The organism is Streptomyces sp. NPDC006134, assembly GCF_040628835.1.
Classification (GTDB): Bacteria; Actinomycetota; Actinomycetes; order Streptomycetales; family Streptomycetaceae; genus Streptomyces.
On record NZ_JBEXTV010000009.1, the window covers coordinates 115,158 to 133,799 of the forward strand.

14 protein-coding genes are annotated in these 18,642 nt (G+C 72.3%); 11 read left to right on the plus strand and 3 right to left on the minus strand.

Annotated elements, in window-relative coordinates; all coding sequences use genetic code 11:
* The first annotated feature begins 36 nt into the window (after positions 1-36).
* From ABZ340_RS08505 to mutM, 5 genes are all read left to right on the plus strand, one after another.
* The gene (locus ABZ340_RS08505; RefSeq protein ID WP_358780986.1) at positions 37-1,188 is read left to right on the plus strand and encodes an ATP synthase F0 subunit B; all 1,152 of its coding nucleotides are present in this window, start codon (positions 37-39) and stop codon (positions 1,186-1,188) included.
* Between the two features lie 130 nt (positions 1,189-1,318).
* The gene (locus ABZ340_RS08510; protein WP_358780987.1) at positions 1,319-1,963 is read left to right on the plus strand and encodes a YceD family protein; all 645 of its coding nucleotides are present in this window, start codon (positions 1,319-1,321) and stop codon (positions 1,961-1,963) included.
* 2 nt (positions 1,964-1,965) lie between these two features.
* Positions 1,966-2,139: a 50S ribosomal protein L32 gene (gene rpmF / locus ABZ340_RS08515; protein ID WP_007493396.1), complete on the plus strand. Its 174-nt coding sequence runs from the start codon at positions 1,966-1,968 to the stop codon at positions 2,137-2,139.
* Positions 2,140-2,146: 7 nt separating this feature from the next.
* Positions 2,147-2,995, plus strand: coding sequence for a ribonuclease III (gene rnc / locus ABZ340_RS08520; RefSeq protein ID WP_358780988.1), 849 nt, complete (start codon positions 2,147-2,149; stop codon positions 2,993-2,995).
* 169 nt (positions 2,996-3,164) lie between these two features.
* On the plus strand, positions 3,165-4,025 hold the full coding sequence (gene mutM / locus ABZ340_RS08525; protein ID WP_358780989.1) for a bifunctional DNA-formamidopyrimidine glycosylase/DNA-(apurinic or apyrimidinic site) lyase: 861 nt from the start codon (positions 3,165-3,167) through the stop codon (positions 4,023-4,025).
* Between the two features lie 79 nt (positions 4,026-4,104).
* Here the strand turns inward: mutM and ABZ340_RS08530 are convergent, their stop codons facing one another.
* Positions 4,105-5,337: a CAP domain-containing protein gene (locus tag ABZ340_RS08530; RefSeq protein WP_358780990.1), complete on the minus strand. Its 1,233-nt coding sequence runs from the start codon at positions 5,335-5,337 to the stop codon at positions 4,105-4,107.
* 162 nt (positions 5,338-5,499) lie between these two features.
* On the opposite strand from ABZ340_RS08530, the gene ABZ340_RS08535 reads away from it, so the two are divergent.
* The 4 genes from ABZ340_RS08535 to ABZ340_RS08550 all read left to right on the plus strand — a co-directional run bounded on the left by ABZ340_RS08535 (position 5,500) and on the right by ABZ340_RS08550 (position 11,841).
* Entirely contained in the window at positions 5,500-5,781 is a 282-nt protein-coding gene (locus ABZ340_RS08535) for an acylphosphatase (protein ID WP_358780991.1), read from the plus strand.
* 376 nt (positions 5,782-6,157) lie between these two features.
* On the plus strand, positions 6,158-6,361 hold the full coding sequence (locus ABZ340_RS08540; protein ID WP_003993245.1) for a hypothetical protein: 204 nt from the start codon (positions 6,158-6,160) through the stop codon (positions 6,359-6,361).
* 232 nt (positions 6,362-6,593) lie between these two features.
* Positions 6,594-10,172, plus strand: a complete 3,579-nt coding sequence (smc, locus tag ABZ340_RS08545; RefSeq protein WP_358780992.1) for a chromosome segregation protein SMC — start codon at positions 6,594-6,596, stop codon at positions 10,170-10,172.
* Between the two features lie 250 nt (positions 10,173-10,422).
* Entirely contained in the window at positions 10,423-11,841 is a 1,419-nt protein-coding gene (locus ABZ340_RS08550) for a sugar porter family MFS transporter (RefSeq protein ID WP_358780993.1), read from the plus strand.
* A gap of 914 nt (positions 11,842-12,755) precedes the next feature.
* Here the strand turns inward: ABZ340_RS08550 and ABZ340_RS08555 are convergent.
* A complete protein-coding gene (locus ABZ340_RS08555; RefSeq protein ID WP_358780994.1) occupies positions 12,756-14,234 on the minus strand; it encodes a cytosine permease in 1,479 nt (492 codons plus the stop codon).
* Positions 14,235-14,467: 233 nt separating this feature from the next.
* Here ABZ340_RS08555 and ftsY point away from each other — a divergent pair, with 233 nt between their 5' ends.
* Positions 14,468-15,685 carry a signal recognition particle-docking protein FtsY gene (gene ftsY / locus ABZ340_RS08560; RefSeq protein WP_358780995.1) on the plus strand — a complete coding sequence of 406 codons (1,218 nt, stop codon included), beginning with the start codon at positions 14,468-14,470 and terminating at the stop codon, positions 15,683-15,685.
* 192 nt (positions 15,686-15,877) lie between these two features.
* Here ftsY and ABZ340_RS08565 read toward each other — a convergent pair whose 3' ends face one another.
* Positions 15,878-16,543, minus strand: coding sequence for a bifunctional DNA primase/polymerase (locus ABZ340_RS08565; RefSeq protein ID WP_358780996.1), 666 nt, complete (start codon positions 16,541-16,543; stop codon positions 15,878-15,880).
* A 444-nt stretch (positions 16,544-16,987) separates the two neighbouring features.
* On the opposite strand from ABZ340_RS08565, the gene ABZ340_RS08570 reads away from it, so the two are divergent.
* Positions 16,988-18,499, plus strand: a complete 1,512-nt coding sequence (locus ABZ340_RS08570; protein ID WP_358780997.1) for a hypothetical protein — start codon at positions 16,988-16,990, stop codon at positions 18,497-18,499.
* The last annotated feature ends 143 nt before the right edge of the window (positions 18,500-18,642 follow it).

Below are 18,642 nucleotides of genomic sequence, written 5' to 3' on the forward strand. Positions count from 1 at the left end.
CGTCTCCAACACAGCTGTAGAGAGTGGCGAGCACAGGTGGACGTGCAGAAGAAGCTCGACGAGATCGTCACCATGGTCTCCGGGGCCCGGGGCATGCCCATGTCGGCCTCGTGCGTGGTCAACCGCGCCGAACTGCTCTCGATGCTGGAAGAGGTGCGCGCGGCGCTGCCCGACTCCCTCGCCCAGGCGCAGGAGCTGATCGGCGACCGCGAGCAGCTGGTCGCCCGGGCCCGCCAGGAGGCCGAGCGGATCATCGAGAGCGCGCACGCCGAGCGCGGCTCCCTGATCTCCGACACCGAGGTCGCCCGCCGCTCCCAGGCCGAGGCCGACCGGATCCTCGCCGAGGCCCGCCAGGAGGCCGAGGAGATCCGCGCCGAGGCCGACGAGTACGTCGACTCCAAGCTCGCCAACTTCGAGGTCGTCCTCACCAAGACCCTCGGCTCCGTCGGCCGCGGCCGGGAGAAGCTGCTCGGCACCGGACCCGGCCTCGACGAGAACGGCTACGAGGACGAGGACGCCCCCGAGCGCAGTCACGACCCGGAGACCCTGCGCCGCGACGCCGACGCCTACGTCGACGCCAAGCTGGGCGCCTTCGAGGCCGTCCTCGCCAAGACGCTGGACGCGGTCGGCCGCGGCCGGGAGAAGCTGCACGGCCGCATCGCCAGCGACGACCTCGGCGCCCTCGCCGACGACACCACCACCGTCCAGCACTCCAGCGACGCCGACTACCTCGCCGACCTGGCGGCCCTCGCCGCCGGGCCCGCCGCCCCGCCGCAGCCCCCGGCGGCACCCCCGGCGGTGCCGGCCCAGCCGTCGTACGGCGCCCAGGAGACCTACGCCTACCAGCAGCAGCCGTCCCAGGCCGACCCGTACGGCTACCAGCAGCAGTACGGAGGGCAGGACCCCTACGGCTACCAGCAGGCCGACCCGTACGCCTCCGCCGCCGGCTACGCCCCGGCGGGAGGGGCCCCCGTCCAGGACTACGAGGCCCTCCACGGAGCCCAGGAGGGCCACCAGGGGGCTCACCAGGGGAGCACCGGAGCGGCGGGCCACCAGGGAAGCCCTCAGGCGGGCTCCCAGGGAAGCCCTCAGGGGTACGCCCTGGACGAGACCAGCCTCTTCGACACGAGCATGATCAGTGCAGAGCAGTTGCGCCAGTACGAACAGCAGTACGAGCAGGGTCGCTGACCGCGGATTGGGCCGAGAGCGAAAGGTCCAGTATCCTGGCTCTTCGGTCGCGTGTACGTCCGCGATCAGCGCTGCCCGGGGACACCGCAGGGCGGCGTCCCTCTGAGCTCGACGAAGACCGAAAGCAGGAATGGCTCTGAACGCCCGCCTCGACCACCGCAACCCTCTCGTGTTCGACACCCACGAGCTGGGGCGGCGGCCTGGTGCGCTGCAGCGCCTGACCCGCACGGTCGACGCTCCCCGGGACCTCGGTATCCAGGGAGTGATCGGGGTGCCGGAAGGCGCCCCGGTGGAGCTCGAACTCCGCCTCGAGTCGGTCATGGAAGGTGTGCTCGTCACAGGCACCGCCCGTGCAACGGCCGAGGGGGAGTGCGTAAGGTGTCTGGAGCCGGTCGAGCTGGAGCTCGAAGCGGACTTCCAGGAGATGTTCTCGTACCCTGACGCCGACGACCGGGGCCGCCCCGTTGCGGAACCCGGCGACGACGCCGAGGACGACGAGGACAGGCTCTTTGTCGAGGACGGTCTGATCGACCTCGAAACCGTGCTGCGTGATGCGGTGGTGCTCGCACTGCCGATGCAGCCGGTGTGCCGGGAAGACTGCCCCGGTCTGTGCGCCGAGTGCGGGGCACGGCTGGCGGACGACCCGGACCACCACCATGACGCCGTCGACATCCGTTGGGCGGCACTGCAGGGACTCGCCGATTCACTCGAACCCGGCGATAAGGACGACAAGAGCGGCGCCGAAGCGGGCGTCGACGAGAAGCAGGAGAAGTAGCCGTGGCTGTTCCGAAGCGGAAGATGTCGCGCAGCAACACGCGCCACCGCCGGTCGCAGTGGAAGGCTGCGGTCCCCACCCTGGTTGCGTGCGAGCGCTGCCACGAGCCCAAGCTGCAGCACATCGCGTGCCCGTCGTGCGGCACCTACAACAAGCGCCAGGTCCTCGAGGTCTGAGCGGCTGGTGAGAGGCACTGTGTCCACTGCCAAGAAGGCGGAAGACGCCGAAGCCGGCAGTTCCCGCCGACGCGGGGGCGGCCCGGCGGACAACCAGGCCTCGTCCCACACGCTTCTGGAAGGGCGGCTCGGCTACCAGGTCGAGTCCGCCCTTCTGGTGCGAGCACTGACCCACCGTTCCTACGCGTACGAGAACGGCGGTCTGCCGACGAACGAGCGGCTGGAGTTCCTCGGGGACTCCGTCCTCGGCCTCGTCGTCACCGACACGCTGTACCGCACCCACCCCGACCTGCCCGAAGGCCAGCTGGCCAAGTTGCGGGCCGCGGTGGTCAACTCGCGCGCGCTGGCAGAGGTGGGACGTTCGCTCGACCTCGGCTCCTTCATCCGGCTCGGCCGCGGTGAAGAGGGCACGGGCGGCCGGGACAAGGCGTCCATCCTCGCCGACACCCTCGAAGCGGTGATCGGCGCGGTCTACCTCGACCAGGGCCTCGACGCGGCGTCCGAACTGGTGCACCGCCTGTTCGACCCCCTGATCGAGAAGTCCTCCAACCTCGGAGCCGGCCTGGACTGGAAGACCAGCCTCCAGGAGCTCACCGCGACCGAGGGGCTCGGCGTGCCCGAGTACCTGGTCACGGAGACCGGTCCCGATCACGAGAAGACCTTCACTGCTGCCGCCCGCGTCGGAGGCGTCTCGTACGGCACCGGCACCGGCCGCAGCAAGAAGGAGGCGGAGCAGCAGGCCGCCGAGTCCGCGTGGCGGTCCATCCGGGCCGCGGCGGACGAGCGCGCCACTCAGGCGACGGCCGCCGAAGCCGTCGTCCAGGACAGCGCCGACACCTCGTCGGCCTCCGCCTGACGCCGAGCCCTGCCCGAGCGCCCGCCCCCTCCCCGGGGACGGGCGCTCGGTCCTTCCGGCGGCCCGGCCCCCGCCGCGAGCCCTGCGACGGCCCGGCAGCGGTGGGCACGGGCCCTACGACGGCCCGGACAGATATGTTCGGGCCACATACGTGTGGACAGGGGAGCACATGCCCGAGTTGCCCGAGGTCGAGGTCGTCCGGCGCGGCCTGGAGCGGTGGGTCGCCCACCGCCCCGTCGCCGACGCCGAGGTGCTGCACCCGCGCGCGATACGCCGCCACGTCGCCGGCGCCGACGACTTCGCCCACCGCCTGAAAGGCCATCGCATCGGCACCCCCAGCCGCCGCGGCAAGTACCTGTGGCTGCCCCTGGAGGACACCGGCCAGGCGATCCTCGCCCACCTCGGCATGAGCGGCCAGCTCCTGGTCCAGCCGCACACGGCGCCGGACGAGAAGCACCTGCGCGTCCGCGTCCGCTTCGCCGACGGCCTGGGCACCGAACTGCGCTTCGTCGATCAGCGCACCTTCGGCGGCCTGTCGCTGCACGACACCACCCCCGACGGGCTGCCCGACGTCATCGGGCACATCGCCCGCGACCCGCTGGACCCGCTCTTCGACGACGATGCCTTCCACCGGGCGCTGCGCCGCAAGCGCACCACCATCAAACGGGCCCTGCTCGACCAGTCCCTGATCAGCGGCGTCGGCAACATCTACGCCGACGAGGCCCTGTGGCGCTCCCGCCTCCACTACGAGCGCCCGACGGCCGGCTTCACCCGCCCCCGCACGCTCCAGCTCCTCGGCCACATCCGGGATGTCATGAACGCGGCCCTCGCGGTCGGCGGCACCAGCTTCGACAGCCTGTACGTCAACGTCAACGGCGAGTCCGGCTACTTCGACCGCTCGCTCGACGCGTACGGCCGTGAGGGCCTGCCCTGCCGCCGCTGTGCCACCCCGGTGCGCCGGCGCCCCTGGATGAACCGCTCCAGCTACTACTGCCCGAAGTGCCAGCGGGCGCCACGCGTCACGCCGTAGACGCCTCCGGTCCGGCGCCGGCTCCCGGTCCGGCCGGAACGCGGGAGAGGGGGCACCGGGCGCGGGGCCCGCACGGGCCTCAGTAGCCGAAGTCCTGCGTCCACCACGGGCCGCCCGACCCGAAGTGCACACCGACCCCCAGCGTCGTGAAGTCGCAGTTCAGGATGTTGGCGCGGTGGCCGGGGCTGTTCATCCAGGACTCCATGACGGCCTGTGCGTCGGCCTGGCCCCGGGCTATGTTCTCGCCGCCGAGATTGCTTATCCCGGCCTTCTCGGCCCGGTCCCACGGAGTCGCGCCGCTGGGGTCGGTGTGGTCGAAGAAGCCCTGCTCCGCCATGGCGTCGCTGAAGTCCCCGGCCAGGCCGGCCAGGGCGCTGTTCGCCGCGAGGGGGCTGCAGCCCACCTTGGCCCGCTCCTGGTTGACGAGCCGGAGCACCTCGGCCTCGGCGGCGGCTTCCCGGGACACCGTCACGGGGGCGCCGGACCGCTCCGGCTCCCGCGTGGCCGTGCGGCTGGGCGCCGGGGCCGTCTTCTTGCCGGCGGAGGCCGTCGGTTTCCCGGAGGGCGCCGGTTCGTCCGGTTCCGCCGGCTCCTTCGCCGCCCGCGACCCGTCCGGCCCGGCGGACCGCGACGGCGTCCCGGACGGTGACGCGGAGGAGGCGGACGGGGACGAGGCGGACGGGGACGGGGTCGAGGCGGGCGAGGAGGGGGAGCCGGAGCCGCCGGTGCCGGGGCTCGTGGCCGTGCCGCCCTCGCTCTCGGCGCTGCCGGAGGTTCCGCCCTGCTCGGTGGGGGTGTTGGCCGGGAGGTCGGCGGAGCGCACCTGGTCGCCGGTGCCGTTGCCGAGCCGGTAGTTGTCGAGTCCGGGCACCACGCCCGAGGTGACGGCGACCGCGCCGATGGCGACGGCGGCGGAGACGCCGAGCAGGCCCGTGCGGACCGGCGCCGCGTCCTTCTTCTTCCGGCGCCGCCGGGCCCCCGCACGCCGCGTGCCGGGGTCGGGCGTGAAGCCGCCGGAACCGCCGAAGCCGTCACCCGGGTGGGAGGCGGGGCCGGTGCCGTCCTGTCCGGGGCCCTCGGCGGGCGCGCCGTTTGCCGCGTCGTCCGTCCCGAAGAGGTACGCGTCGCTCTTCGCGCAGGCCTCGGCGTACGCCTCGGGGCTCAGATAGGGCGCGCTCCCCCTGGCCGGGCGGTCCGCCGGGGGCGGGTCCAGCGGGTCGTGCCCCTGTGCGGAAGGGCCGTCGGTGTGCCCGGCCTCCGTGGCGCGGCCCGTGGCGGCGCGGCCGGCGGCGGAGCGTCGGTGGCGTCCCATGTCCTGGCCTTCCCTCGTCCTCGCGGTCGACTCGTCCTCGCGATCACTATGAAACTCACACGAACGGGTGAGTTTCATATGAGATGCATTGCGTCGGGACGGTACCGCATGGCGCGTGGGGACGACGTGCCCGAAGAGACATTGGCCGGTTAGGTTGCACCCATGAGCGAGGATGTACGGCTGGTCGCCTGGGTGCGGGGACGCGTCCAAGGTGTGGGTTTCCGCTGGTTCACGCGGGCGCGGGCCCTGGAGCTCGGTGGTCTGAGTGGTTTTGCTCTCAATTTGGACGATGGGCGGGTCCAGGTGGTCGCGGAAGGCCCCCGGGAGCGCTGTGAAGACCTCCTGGACTGGCTCCGCGGCAACGACACGCCCGGGCGCGTGGACGGCGTCACGGAGATCTGGGACACACCCCGCGGCGGCTACGACGGCTTCGCCATCCGCTGATCCCCGCCCGGAGCGGCCCCGCCGGGGACCGGTGGGTCCGCCCCGGTGGCCGCCCGGAAGGAAAAAGAGCAGGTGATGGCGGAGAAGGGCTTGCCCTCGCGGGCCACGCGCGACAGGATGATCACCACGCCCTGAGGGCCCGTAGGAGTCGCAGCGCCGCCGCTTCCGGCCGCGCGCCCCCGGTCGCCCGCCCCTACAGGGCGTGATCGTGTTGACCGTCAAACTTTTTGGTGAGACGCTGAAAGCCCGCGCACCTTAGCTGTTTGGCATGGCTGAACGGCAGCACAACTCCAGGCCTGCCAAGCACCGCGGGTGCAAAAATCCCTCACGACCCGCACCGCTTCGGTCGGTCACTCAGTGTGGAGGACCATCCATCATGGCAAAGGCGCTTCTCGGTTACGTCGGCGGCTCCGACCCTCGACTCCTCGCCGAGATGCGACGGCTCCAGCAGCGCGTCCAGGACCTGGAATCCGAGCTCGTACGGATCCAGGCGGAGAACGAGGCGCTGACGGCTGCCGCTTCTCACGACAGGATCATGGAGAGCGTTGACGCACACCAGGCGGAGCCTGCGCTGACCTGATCACTGCCCGCTCACGACAGCACAAGCAGTGGTGGGGCCGCTCGTATCAACCGCTCGGTTGTCAGAGTTGCAAGGGACGCTTCGGCGTCCCTTCTTTCTTGCCCCTATGCCCCTGTCCCGCGCATCCTTTCAGTGTCTTAACGTCTGGTGTGCCCTGCGCCTTCATCCGTGAAACCGCAGGAGGCCGCCGGTTCGTGGAGCGGGCCACCCCCGGAAGGTAGAGTCCGACGGCGTGCACCTGAAGGCCCTGACCCTGCGCGGGTTCAAGTCGTTCGCCTCGGCGACCACACTCCGCTTCGAACCGGGGATCACGTGCGTCGTCGGACCCAACGGCTCGGGCAAGTCCAACGTCGTGGACGCGCTCAGCTGGGTCATGGGGGAGCAGGGCGCCAAATCGCTGCGCGGCGGCAAGATGGAGGACGTCATCTTCGCCGGCACCACCGGCCGCCCGCCGCTCGGCCGCGCCGAGGTGTCACTGACCATCGACAACTCCGACGGGGCGCTGCCCATCGAGTACTCCGAGGTCACCATCACGCGGATCATGTTCCGCAACGGCGGCAGCGAGTACCAGATCAACGGCGACACCTGCCGCCTCCTCGACATCCAGGAGCTCCTCTCCGACTCGGGCATCGGCCGCGAGATGCACGTCATCGTCGGCCAGGGCCAGCTCGACTCCGTCCTGCACGGCGACCCCATGGCCCGCCGGGCCTTCATCGAGGAGGCCGCCGGCGTCCTCAAGCACCGCAAGCGCAAGGAGAAGGCCCTGCGCAAGCTGGACGCGATGCAGGCCAACCTCGCGCGCGTGCAGGACCTGACGGACGAGCTGCGCCGGCAGCTCAAGCCGCTCGGCCGCCAAGCGGCGGTGGCACGCAGGGCCGCCGTCATCCAGGCCGACCTGCGAGACGCCCGGCTGCGCCTGCTCGCCGACGACCTCGTACGGCTGCGGGAGGCCCTCCAGGCCGAGATCGCCGACGAGGCGGCTCTGAAGGAGCGCAAGGAAGCCGCCGAGCAGGACCTGAACCAGGCCCTGCGGCGCGAGGCCCGGCTGGAGGACGAGCTCCGCCGGCTCACCCCGCGCCTGAACCACGCCCAGCAGACCTGGTACGAGCTGTCCCAGCTGGCCGAGCGGGTGCGCGGCACCGTCTCGCTGGCCGACGCGCGCGTGCAGAGCGCCACGTCGGCACCGGTGGAGGAGCGGCGCGGCCGGGACCCGGAGGACCTGGAGCGCGAGGCCGCCCGCGTCCGCGCACAGGAGGCCGAACTCGAAGCCGCTCTGGAGGCCGCCCGGTGCGCCCTGGACGACACGGTCGCCCACCGCGCCGAGCTGGAACGGGAACTGGCACAGGAGGAACGGCGGCTGAAGGACGCCGCCCGCTCCCTCGCCGACCGCCGCGAGGGCCTCGCCCGGCTGAAGGGCCAGGTCGGCGCGGCCCGCTCGCGCGCCGCCGCCGCCCAGGCCGAGAGAGAACGCCTGTGCGCCGCCCGGGACGAGGCCCGGGAACGGGCGGTGGCCGCCCAGGAGGAGTACGAGGCGCTCAAGGCCGAGGTCGACGGCCTCGACGCCGGCGACACCGAACTCGCCGAACGGCACGAGACGGCCAGGCGCGAGCTGGCCGCGGCGGAGGCGGAGCTGGCCGAAGCCCGCGAGGCAGCAGCAGCCGCCGAGCGCCGGCGCGCCGCCACCCGGGCCCGGCACGACGCCCTCGCCCTGGGCCTGCGCCGCAAGGACGGCACCGGCGCGCTGCTCGCCGCGCAGGATCGTCTCACCGGCCTGCTGGGCCCGGCCGCCGAGCTGCTCACCGTCACGCCCGGCTACGAGGTCCCGCTCGCCGCCGCCCTCGGTGCCGCCGCCGACGCGCTCGCGGTGGCCACCCCGTCCGCCGCCGCCGACGCCCTGCGCCTGCTGCGCGGACAGGACGCGGGCCGGGCCACCCTGCTGGTCGCCGGCGCCCCCGGCGACGTACCGGAGGACGGTGTGGACGCCGTACCGGACAACGCGGCGACCGGCGGGCCGCCGTACGCCGCGGCTCTCGTGCGCGGGCCGGAGGCGCTCATGCCCGCCGTACGGCGGCTGCTGCGCGGGATCGTCGTCGTCGGCACCCTGGAGGAGGCCGAGGACCTCGTGCGCGCGCGGCCCGGTCTGACCGCCGTCACCGCCGAGGGCGACCTGCTGGGACCGCACGTCGCGCAGGGCGGGTCCGCCGGGGCGCCCAGCCTCATCGAGGTGCAGGCGTCTGTGGACGAGGCCGCCGCCGAGCTCGAGGAGCTGGCCGTCCGGTGCGAGGAGCTCGCCGAGGCCGAGCGCGCGGCCGGGGAGCGGCGCCGGGCGTGCGCCGCGCTCGTCGAGGAGCTGGGGGAGCGGCGCCGGGCCGCCGACCGGGAGAAGTCGGCCGTGGCCCAGCGGCTGGGGCGGCTCGCCGGGCAGGCGCGGGGCGCCACCGGAGAGGCGGAGCGGTCGGAGGCCGCCGCGCGGCGGGCCCAGGAGGCGCTCGACGAGGCGCTCGCCCAGGTGGAGGAGCTCGCCGAACGGCTCGCCGTCGCCGAGGAGACGCCCCTGGAGGAGGAGCCCGACACCGCGCGGCGCGACCGGCTCGCCGCCGACGGGGCCAACGCCCGCCAGACCGAGATGGAGGCCCGTCTCCAGGTCCGTACGCACGAGGAACGGGTCAAGGGGCTGGCCGGACGGGCGGACTCGCTGGACCGGGCCGCCCGCGCGGAACGCGAGGCACGCGCGCGTGCCGAACAGCGGCGGGCCCGGCTGCGTCACGAGGCCGCCGTCGCCGCGGCGGTCGCCTCCGGCGCGCGGCAGCTGCTGGCGCACGTCGAGGTCTCCCTCGCCCGCGCCGACCGGGAGCGGGCCGCCGCCGAGGCCGCCAGGGCGCGCTGCGAGCGGGAGCTGGCCGCCGCGCGCGCCCAGGGCCGGGACCTCAAGGCCGAGCTCGACAAATTGACGGATTCAGTCCACCGGGGCGAGGTACTCGGCGCCGAGAAACGGCTGCGGATCGAGCAGCTGGAGACCAAGGCGCTGGAGGAACTCGGTGTGGAACCGGCGGGACTCGTCGCCGAGTACGGACCGGACCAGCCGGTGCCGCCCTCGCCCCCCGCCGAGGGCGAGGAGCTGCCGGAGGACCCGGAACATCCGCGCAACCGGCCCCGGCCCTTCGTACGGGCCGAGCAGGAGAAGCGGCTGAAGGCCGCCGAGCGCGCCTACCAGCGGCTCGGCAAGGTCAATCCGCTGGCCCTGGAGGAGTTCGCGGCGCTGGAGGAGCGGCACCAGTTCCTCGGCGAGCAGCTTCAGGACCTGAAGAAGACCCGTGCCGACCTGCTCCAGGTCGTCAGGGAGGTCGACGAACGGGTCGAGCAGGTGTTCACCGAGGCATTCCGGGACACCGCCCGCGAGTTCGAGGGCGTGTTCGGCCGTCTCTTCCCGGGCGGCGAGGGACATCTGGTGCTGACCGACCCCGGCAACATGCTCACCACGGGTGTGGACGTCGAGGCGCGTCCGCCGGGCAAGAAGGTCAAGCGGCTGTCGCTGCTGTCCGGCGGGGAGCGGTCGCTGACCGCCGTCGCGCTGCTCGTGTCGATCTTCAAGGCGCGGCCGAGCCCGTTCTACGTCATGGACGAGGTCGAGGCGGCCCTCGACGACACCAACCTGCAGCGGCTCATCGGGATCATGCGGGAGCTGCAGGAGACCTCGCAGCTGATCGTCATCACGCACCAGAAGCGGACGATGGAGGTCGCCGACGCGCTGTATGGCGTGTCCATGCAGGGCGACGGTGTGTCGAAGGTCATCTCCCAGCGGCTCCGCTGAGGCCGCGACCGGACCCCGCGCAGGTCTAGACCTGTCGTGACCTGCGCATCTGGAAACCTCTCCTCAAGAGCTTCAACTCTTGAATGCAAGGTCAACACGCCGTGGCTGAAAACTCACAGTCGTTGGCCTATTGACTTCGAAACTTGAAGGCATAGTCTCTGCAACGTTGCTTTTACCTTCAGGTACCTTCAGGTCACCTCGAAGGGCTTCACCCACCCCGGCAGCGTTGCCGGTGGCCCGAGGAGTACACGTGACCAGCACAGCGCAGGCACCCAAGTCAGGAGCCAGGACGGCTCACCCCGAACATCTCGGGCACGTCATCTTCATCGCGGCGGCGGCCGCGATGGGCGGCTTCCTCTTCGGCTACGACAGCTCCGTCATCAACGGCGCCGTCGAGGCCATCCGGGACCGCTACGACGTCGGCTCCGCGGCGCTGGCCCAGGTCGTCGCCATCGCGCTGATCGGCAGTGCCATCGGCGCGGCGACCGCCGGCCGCATCACCGACCGCATCGGCCGCATCCGCTGCATGCAGATCGCCGCGGCCCTCTTCACCGTCAGCGCCGTCGGCTCCGCCCTGCCCTTCGCGCTGTGGGACCTCGCCTTCTGGCGCGTCATCGGCGGTTTCGCCATCGGCATGGCCTCCGTGATCGGCCCCGCCTACATCGCCGAGGTCGCCCCGCCCGCCTACCGCGGCCGGCTCGGCTCCTTCCAGCAGGCCGCCATCGTCATCGGTATCGCCGTGTCGCAGCTGGTCAACTGGGGCCTGCTGAACGCCGCCGGCGGCGATCAGCGCGGTGAGCTGCTGGGCCTGGAGGCCTGGCAGGTCATGCTCGGCGTCATGGTCGTCCCGGCCGTCCTCTACGGCCTGCTGTCCTTCGCCATCCCCGAGTCCCCCCGCTTCCTGATCTCCGTCGGCAAGCACGACCGCGCCCGCGAGATCCTCGCCGAGGTCGAGGGCAAGGACGTGGACCTGGACGCCCGCGTCACCGAGATCGAGACGGGCATGAAGCGCGAGGAGAAGTCCTCCTTCAAGGACCTGCTCGGTGGCTCCTTCTTCTTCAAGCCGATCGTCTGGATCGGTATCGGCCTGTCGGTCTTCCAGCAGTTCGTCGGCATCAACGTCGCGTTCTACTACTCCTCGACGCTGTGGCAGTCGGTCGGCGTCGACCCGTCGGACTCGTTCCTCTACTCGTTCACGACGTCGATCATCAACATCGTCGGCACCGTGATCGCGATGATCTTCGTGGACCGCATCGGCCGCAAGCCGCTCGCCATCATCGGCTCGGTCGGCATGGTGATCGGCCTGGCGCTGGAAGCCTGGGCCTTCTCCTTCGACCTGGTCGGCGGCAAGCTGCCGGAGACCCAGGGCTGGGTCGCCCTGATCGCCGCCCACATGTTCGTCCTCTTCTTCGCCCTGTCGTGGGGTGTGGTCGTCTGGGTCATGCTCGGCGAGATGTTCCCGAACAAGATCCGCGCCGCCGCGCTGGGCGTCGCCGCCGCCGCGCAGTGGATCGCCAACTGGGCCATCACCGCGAGCTTCCCGTCGCTGGCCGACTGGAACCTCTCCCTCACCTACGTGATCTACACGGTCTTCGCCGGACTCTCCATCCCGTTCGTCCTGAAGTTCGTGAAGGAGACGAAGGGCAAGGCCCTGGAGGAGATGGGCTGACCGGCCCGTCCGGCAGACCAGGGAAGACCCGAGGGAACCCGAAGGGGCCCGAAGAGACCCGAGGAGAAGGGGCCAAGACCCCGCTGCCCCTCTCCTCGTACCCGAGGCGCACTGCCCCGGCTCTCCGACCGCGATGGTCGGTGGAGCCGGGGCAGCGCGCTTTTCCCCAGGCCCCTTGAGAGCGGCCTGGGACTCAGGGGGAGGGTGACGACGTGGGGCGCGGTGCGCGAGGCGGGGTGCTGTCGGCGGAGCCCCCTACGGGGCCGCCGCTACAGGTCCGCGCCGACCGTTGCGGCTGCTCGGGGCGGAGGCGCGGGAAGGGGCGGGGCGGCGGCGTGCGGACGTACGCCCGGTTCGGGCCCGCCGGGGCAAGCCCGGCGTTCCCCGACGTCGGCGCGTCTGCGCGGGCCGGCTGCCCCCCGGGGCGACCGCCGGCACAGACCGGGCGCTCCCCGGCCACCCGGCCGGACGCCGCCCCGCGCGATGCGGCCTCAGGCCGGCGAACCGTTCCCCCCCGCCGCTCTCCGCGGTTCCCCCCCGCCGCTCTCCGCGGTTCCCCCGCCGCTTTCCGCGGTTCCTCGCGGCTCCGCGCCGTCCCCCGCCGTTCCCGTCGGCGCTCCGCGCCGCTTCCCTCCGCCCTGACTGTGGAGCGCCCGGCCTCCCGTACCACTCTGACCGTGGGCCGCCCGGCTCCCGTGCTGTCCTGACCGTGGGCCGCCCGGCTCCCGTGCTGTCCTGACCGTGGGCCGCCCGGCTTCCGTACCGCCCCTTCCGTGGGGCACCCGGACCGGCCCTCCCCGAACGCGGTACGGCGGCGGCACACGGCGGCCGGCGGCCGCGCGAACGACGACGTCCCCCTCCGCCCGGCCGGGCGGAGGGGGACGCAGGGACGCGGCGGAACCGGAATCCGAGGATCAGACGGCGACCGAGTCCGGCTGTGCGGCCCGGCCGGTCGGCCCGGCGGGGTCCGCCTGCCCGGCGTGCCGCGCCGGCGAGACCACCGCCGGCTTCGGCAGGACCAGGTACAGCAGGCCGGAGATCACGACCGTGGCCACCCAGCCCAGGCCGTACTCGCCGATGACGTTGTTCGTGGCGAGCGGACCGGTGAACCAGTCGGAGGTGCTGAACATCAGGCCCGCGACCAGGCCCACCGCCCAGGCGGCCACTGCGGCGGGGGAGAACCCGCCCCGGTACCAGTAGGCGCTGGTGCGCCCGGTGTCGGCCATGGCCTCGCCGTCGTACTCCTTGCGGCGCAGCATGTCCGCGCCGAAGACGCCGACCCAGGCGGAGAAGGCGACCGCGAGCAGCGACAGGAAGGCGATGAAGGAGCCCATGAAGCTGGTCGCCACCAGCATCAGCACGCCGCCGAAGACCAGCGAGATCACGGCGTTGACGGAGACGGCCCAGTGCCGCGGGACCTTGATGCCCAGGGTCTGCGCGGTGAAGCCCGCCGAGTACATCGACATCGAGTTGATCAGCAGCATGCCGATCAGGGCGATCAGCAGGTACGGCACCGCGATCCACGTCGGCAGGATCTCGCCGAGGAAGGAGACCGGGTCGGAGGCGGAGGCCAGGTCCGGCGTGGAGACCGCCATGACCACGCCCATCAGGACCATGGGCAGGACGACGATGCCGGCACCGCCGACGGTGACGCCCACGATGCCCTTGGCGGAGGCGGTGCGCGGCAGGTAGCGGGTGAAGTCGGGGGCGGACGGGATCCAGCTCACGCCGCCCGCCGCGATCAGGCCCACGCCGGTGATCACCGCGGCCACCGACCCGGCGGGCCGGTCGAAGACCCGCGCCCAGTCCGTGTCGACCACCAGGTACACCAGCACCAGCACCGAGAAGACACCGAACAGGTACGTCGCGTACTTGTTGCACTTCTGGACCGCGTTGATGCCGAGCCCGGAGATCGCGAAGGTCGCGACGACGAAGGCGAGCAGCATCACGATGTCCAGGACGCTGTTGGCCCGTATGCCGAACAGGATGTCCAGCACGGAGAGCATCGCGTAGGCGCCGGTGACCGCGTTGATCGTCTCCCAGCCCCAGCGGGCGACCCAGATCAGCGAACCGGGCAGCAGGTTGCCGCGCTGTCCGAACACCGCCCGGGACAGCGCCATGCCGGGCGCGCCGCCCCGCTTGCCCGCGATGCCGATCAGCCCGACCAGCCCGTACGACACGATCGGGGCGGCCACGGCGACGACGAGGGCCTGCCAGAGGTTGAGGTGGTAGGCCACGACGAGGCTCGCGCCCATCGTGAGCAGCAGGACGCTGATGTTGGCGCCCACCCAGGTGGGGAACAGCTCGCGCGTCTTCGCGGTGCGCTCGTGGTCGGGCACCTGCTCGATGCCGCGGGTTTCCAGAGCGCCTTCGGTCTCGGCGGTTTTGCTCATGAAAGTCGGGTTTCCGTGCCTCGGTCGTGGGGGGGGGCGTGCCTGGGGCCGTGTCGGTCCGGCCCCGGGCCGTGGGGGAGGAAGGGGAGGAAGGGTCGTCCGGACTCTACGCGCGTTGACGCGTCGTCTTCCATCGTACTTTGCTCCGACTCCCTCCCCGTAGGGGCCTTTGTCCTTTGGAGAAAGCCACAAACAGGGTGTCCCGAGGGGCCATGGCTGATACTGGACGGGTTATGGAAATCGTCATCCTTGCTGTAGTCATCGCCGTGGTCGTGGTCGGCGCGCTCGGCGGGCTGGTGGTGGGCAGTCGCCGTAAGAAGCGGCAGCTGCCCCAGCCGCCGCCCGCCGCGCCCGACATCACCGCCCCTCCGGCCGAGCCGCACGTCGGTGAAGAGGCCGAGACGCCGCGCGACGAACCGCGCCGGACGGTCGAGGAGGTGGACCTCCCGGACGGGGGCACCGGCCCCGTCGCCGTCGAGGAACCGCCCGCCGTCGAAGAGCTCGAAGTGCCTCCGATCGAGGTGCCCGAGCCCACCGCCGGCCGTCTGGTCCGGCTCCGCGCCCGCCTCTCCCGCTCCCAGAACGCCCTGGGCAAGGGGCTGCTCACGCTGCTGTCCCGCGAGCACCTCGACGAGGACACCTGGGAGGAGATCGAGGACACGCTGCTCACCGCCGACGTCGGCGTGCAGCCCACCCAGGAGCTGGTCGAGCGACTGCGCGAGCGTGTGAAGGTGCTCGGCACCCGCACGCCGCAGGAGCTGCGCGGCCTGCTGCGCGAGGAACTCCTCACGCTGGTCGGCCCCGACCTGGACCGCACCGTCAAGACCGAGCCCGAGGGCCGCAAGCCGGGCATCGTGATGGTCGTCGGCGTCAACGGCACCGGCAAGACCACCACCACCGGCAAGCTCGCCCGCGTCCTGGTGGCCGACGGCAACTCCGTCGTCCTCGGTGCGGCGGACACCTTCCGCGCCGCCGCCGCCGACCAGCTCCAGACCTGGGGCGAGCGGGTGGGCGCCCACACCGTGCGCGGCCCCGAGGGCGGCGACCCGGCCTCCGTCGCCTTCGACGCGGTCAAGGAGGGCAAGGAGATCGGCGCCGACGTCGTCCTCATCGACACCGCCGGACGCCTGCACACCAAGACCGGCCTCATGGACGAGCTGGGCAAGGTCAAGCGCGTGGTGGAGAAGCACGCCCCGCTGGACGAGGTGCTGCTCGTGCTCGACGCCACCACCGGTCAGAACGGCCTGGTGCAGGCCCGCGTCTTCGCCGAGGTCGTCGACATCACCGGCATCGTGCTCACCAAGCTGGACGGCACCGCCAAGGGCGGCATCGTGGTCGCCGTACAGCGCGAGCTGGGCGTGCCGGTCAAGCTCATCGGCCTCGGCGAGGGCGCGGACGACCTCGCGCCGTTCGAACCGGAGGCGTTCGTGGACGCACTGATCGGTGACTGAGACGCGGTTACCGAGCCCTCCGGACGCAGTTGCTGAAATCGGTGACTGCTCAGGAAGAGCGCCCGCCCCGGCATCCGCCGGGAGCGGGCGCTTCGCCGTACGGGGCGCATATCCGTTCCGCGTACGCGCCCCGTACTCGTTCCGTGTACGCGCCCCGTACTCGTTCCGCGTACGGGGCGCGCGCCCGTTCCGCTAGGCCCGCGACCGATGTGCCAGATACGCCAGCGCCCCCAGCAGCAGCCGCGCCGCCGGCGGCCTGGTCGCCGAGTCGAGGGCGGGCGGGCGCAGCCAGCGCACCGGGCCGAGCCCGCCCCGGTCGGAGGGCGGGGCCGTGATGTACGTACCGGGGCCGAGGCCGCGCAGGTCGAGGGCGGAGGGGGTGTCCCAGCCCATGCGGTAGAGCAGCCGGGGCAGCTCGGCGGCGCCGCCCGGCGCGACGAAGAAGTGGGCGCGGCCCTGCGGGGTCGCCGCGACCGGGCCGAGCGGCAGGCCCATGCGCTCCAGCCGGGTCAGGGCCCGGCGCCCGGCGGGCTCCGCCACCTCGATCACGTCGAAGGTCCGGCCGACCGGCAGCATCACCGAGGCGCCGGGGACCTCGGCCCACGCCTCGGTCACCTCGTCCAGCGTGGAGCCGGCGGGGATCTCCGCCGCGAAGACCAGCGGGTGCGCACCCGGGGCGCGGCAGTTGCGGTGGCCGCAGGAGCAGGCGCCCGCGGCGGCCCGCGCGCCCGGTACGACGTCCCAGCCCCACAGCCCGGTGAACTCGGCCACGGCCGTGCACTCCGACGAGCGGCCACGGCGGCGCGAGCCGGACCGGAAGTCGCGGATGCCCCGACTGCTGCCGATGGTGAACCCCATACCCCCTCCAACGGTCCGGCGCACCGATGATTACGCACCGGACACACTAAGTTACTCTCTGCTTTCACATCCCCGGCACCGCGCGATCCAGGCAGCGCCTTGTGGCACTCGGGGTGGTGGGCTCGGCGACACGCGCCCCGGTGTGCACCGCTGCACCCACTCCCGTGCGGCCTCTGTCAAGTGAATCGCGCAGCGGTCCCCGTGCGTTCATTCGATGGGGTGGCGAATGGTGGCGTTTCCGTGAACCCCATGGCCGGACGGGTGATCGTAGGATTACTTTGTGTGCACAGAGCCTGGAGGCACATGCACGCGTGGGTATGCCGGAGGCAAGGCGGCTTTCCGTCCGAAGGGCGGCAGGCGCCGGACGGACGGCCGTGACCACCGGCATTCTGATAGGGCTTGACGCACTCGGCGACAAGTGGTTTCAGGGATGGGGGCGTTCCAGTGGGCGGCAACGGCGGAAGCGGGACGAGCGCTGGACACGCTGCGCACACCGGACACACCGCGAGCTCCGAGAAGCGCCCCAACGAGCTGCTCACGTCGTGGTTCGTGCGCAGCGGCTGGTCCAAGGGCGAGCTCGCCCGCCAGGTCAACCGCCGCGCCCGCCAGCTGGGCGCCCACCACATCTCCACGGACACCTCGCGCGTGCGGCGCTGGCTCGACGGGGAGAACCCGCGCGAGCCGATCCCGCGCATCCTGTCCGAGCTGTTCTCCGAACGCTTCGGCGTCGTCGTCTCCATCGAGGACCTGGGCCTGCGCACCTCCCGCCCGCTCCCCTCCGCGACCGGCGTCGACCTGCCCTGGACGGGCCCGCAGACCGTGGCCCTGCTCAGCGAGTTCTCGCGCAGCGACCTGATGCTGGCGCGGCGCGGCTTCCTCGGGACCTCGCTGGCCCTCTCCGCGGGCCCGTCCCTCATCGAACCCATGCAGCGCTGGCTCGTCCCCGCGCCCCCGGCCCCCCGGCCGGACCCCGAGCCGACGCCCGCCACACGCGCGCGCGGACGCCTGTCCAGGCCCGAGCTGGACCTGCTGGAGACGACCACCGTGATGTTCCGGCGCTGGGACGCCCAGTGCGGCGGCGGCCTGCGCCGCAAGGCGGTCGTGGGCCAGCTCCACGAGGTGACCGATCTCCTCCAGGAGTCCCAGCCCGAGTCCGTGCGCCGGAGGCTGTTCAAGGTCGCCGCCGAGCTGGCCGAGCTCGCCGGCTGGATGTCGTACGACGTCGGGCTCCAGCCCACCGCGCAGAAGTACTTCGTCCTCGCCCTGCACGCCGCCAAGGAGGCGGGCGACCGGCCGCTCGGCTCGTACATCCTCTCCAGCATGAGCCGGCAGATGATCCACCTCGGCCGGCCGGACGACGCGCTGGAGCTGATCCACCTCGCGCAGTACGGCAGCCGGGACTGCGCCGGCCCGCGCACCCAGTCGATGCTGTATGCGATGGAGGCCCGCGCCTACGCCAACATGGGCCAGCCCGGCAAGTGCAAGCGGGCGGTCCGCCTGGCCGAGGACACCTTCGCCGACGCCGACGAGTGGGACGAGCCGGACCCCGACTGGATCCGCTTCTTCTCCGAGGCCGAACTGCACGGCGAGAACTCCCACTCCTTCCGCGACCTCGCCTACGTCGCCGGCCGCAGCCCCGCCTACGCCTCCCTCGCCGAGCCGCTGATGCGGCGGGCCGTGGAGCTGTTCGAGAAGGACGGCGAACACCAGCGGTCGTACGCACTGAACCTGATCGGCATGGCCACCGTGCACCTGCTGCGGCGGGAGCCCGAGGAGAGCACCGCCTACGCCAAGGAGGCCATGCGGATCGCGGCCAAGGTCCGCTCCGAGCGCGTCAACACCCGTATCCGCAAGACGATCGACACGGCCGCACGCGACTTCGGCGACCTCGCCGAGGTCGTCGACCTCACCGAACGGCTCGCCGTCGAACTCCCGGAGACCGCCGTGGCGGTCTGACACCCCAGGGTGTTCTCCCATGGGGTGAACACCCCGCAAGCCCCGGCCGCGGCCGGCCTTCCCGAACTGCCCGACTCGGCTCCCCCCACGCCAGGTCAGCGGAAGGCCGCCGCGGCCGGTCCCTTTGGTTGCGCCACGATAAC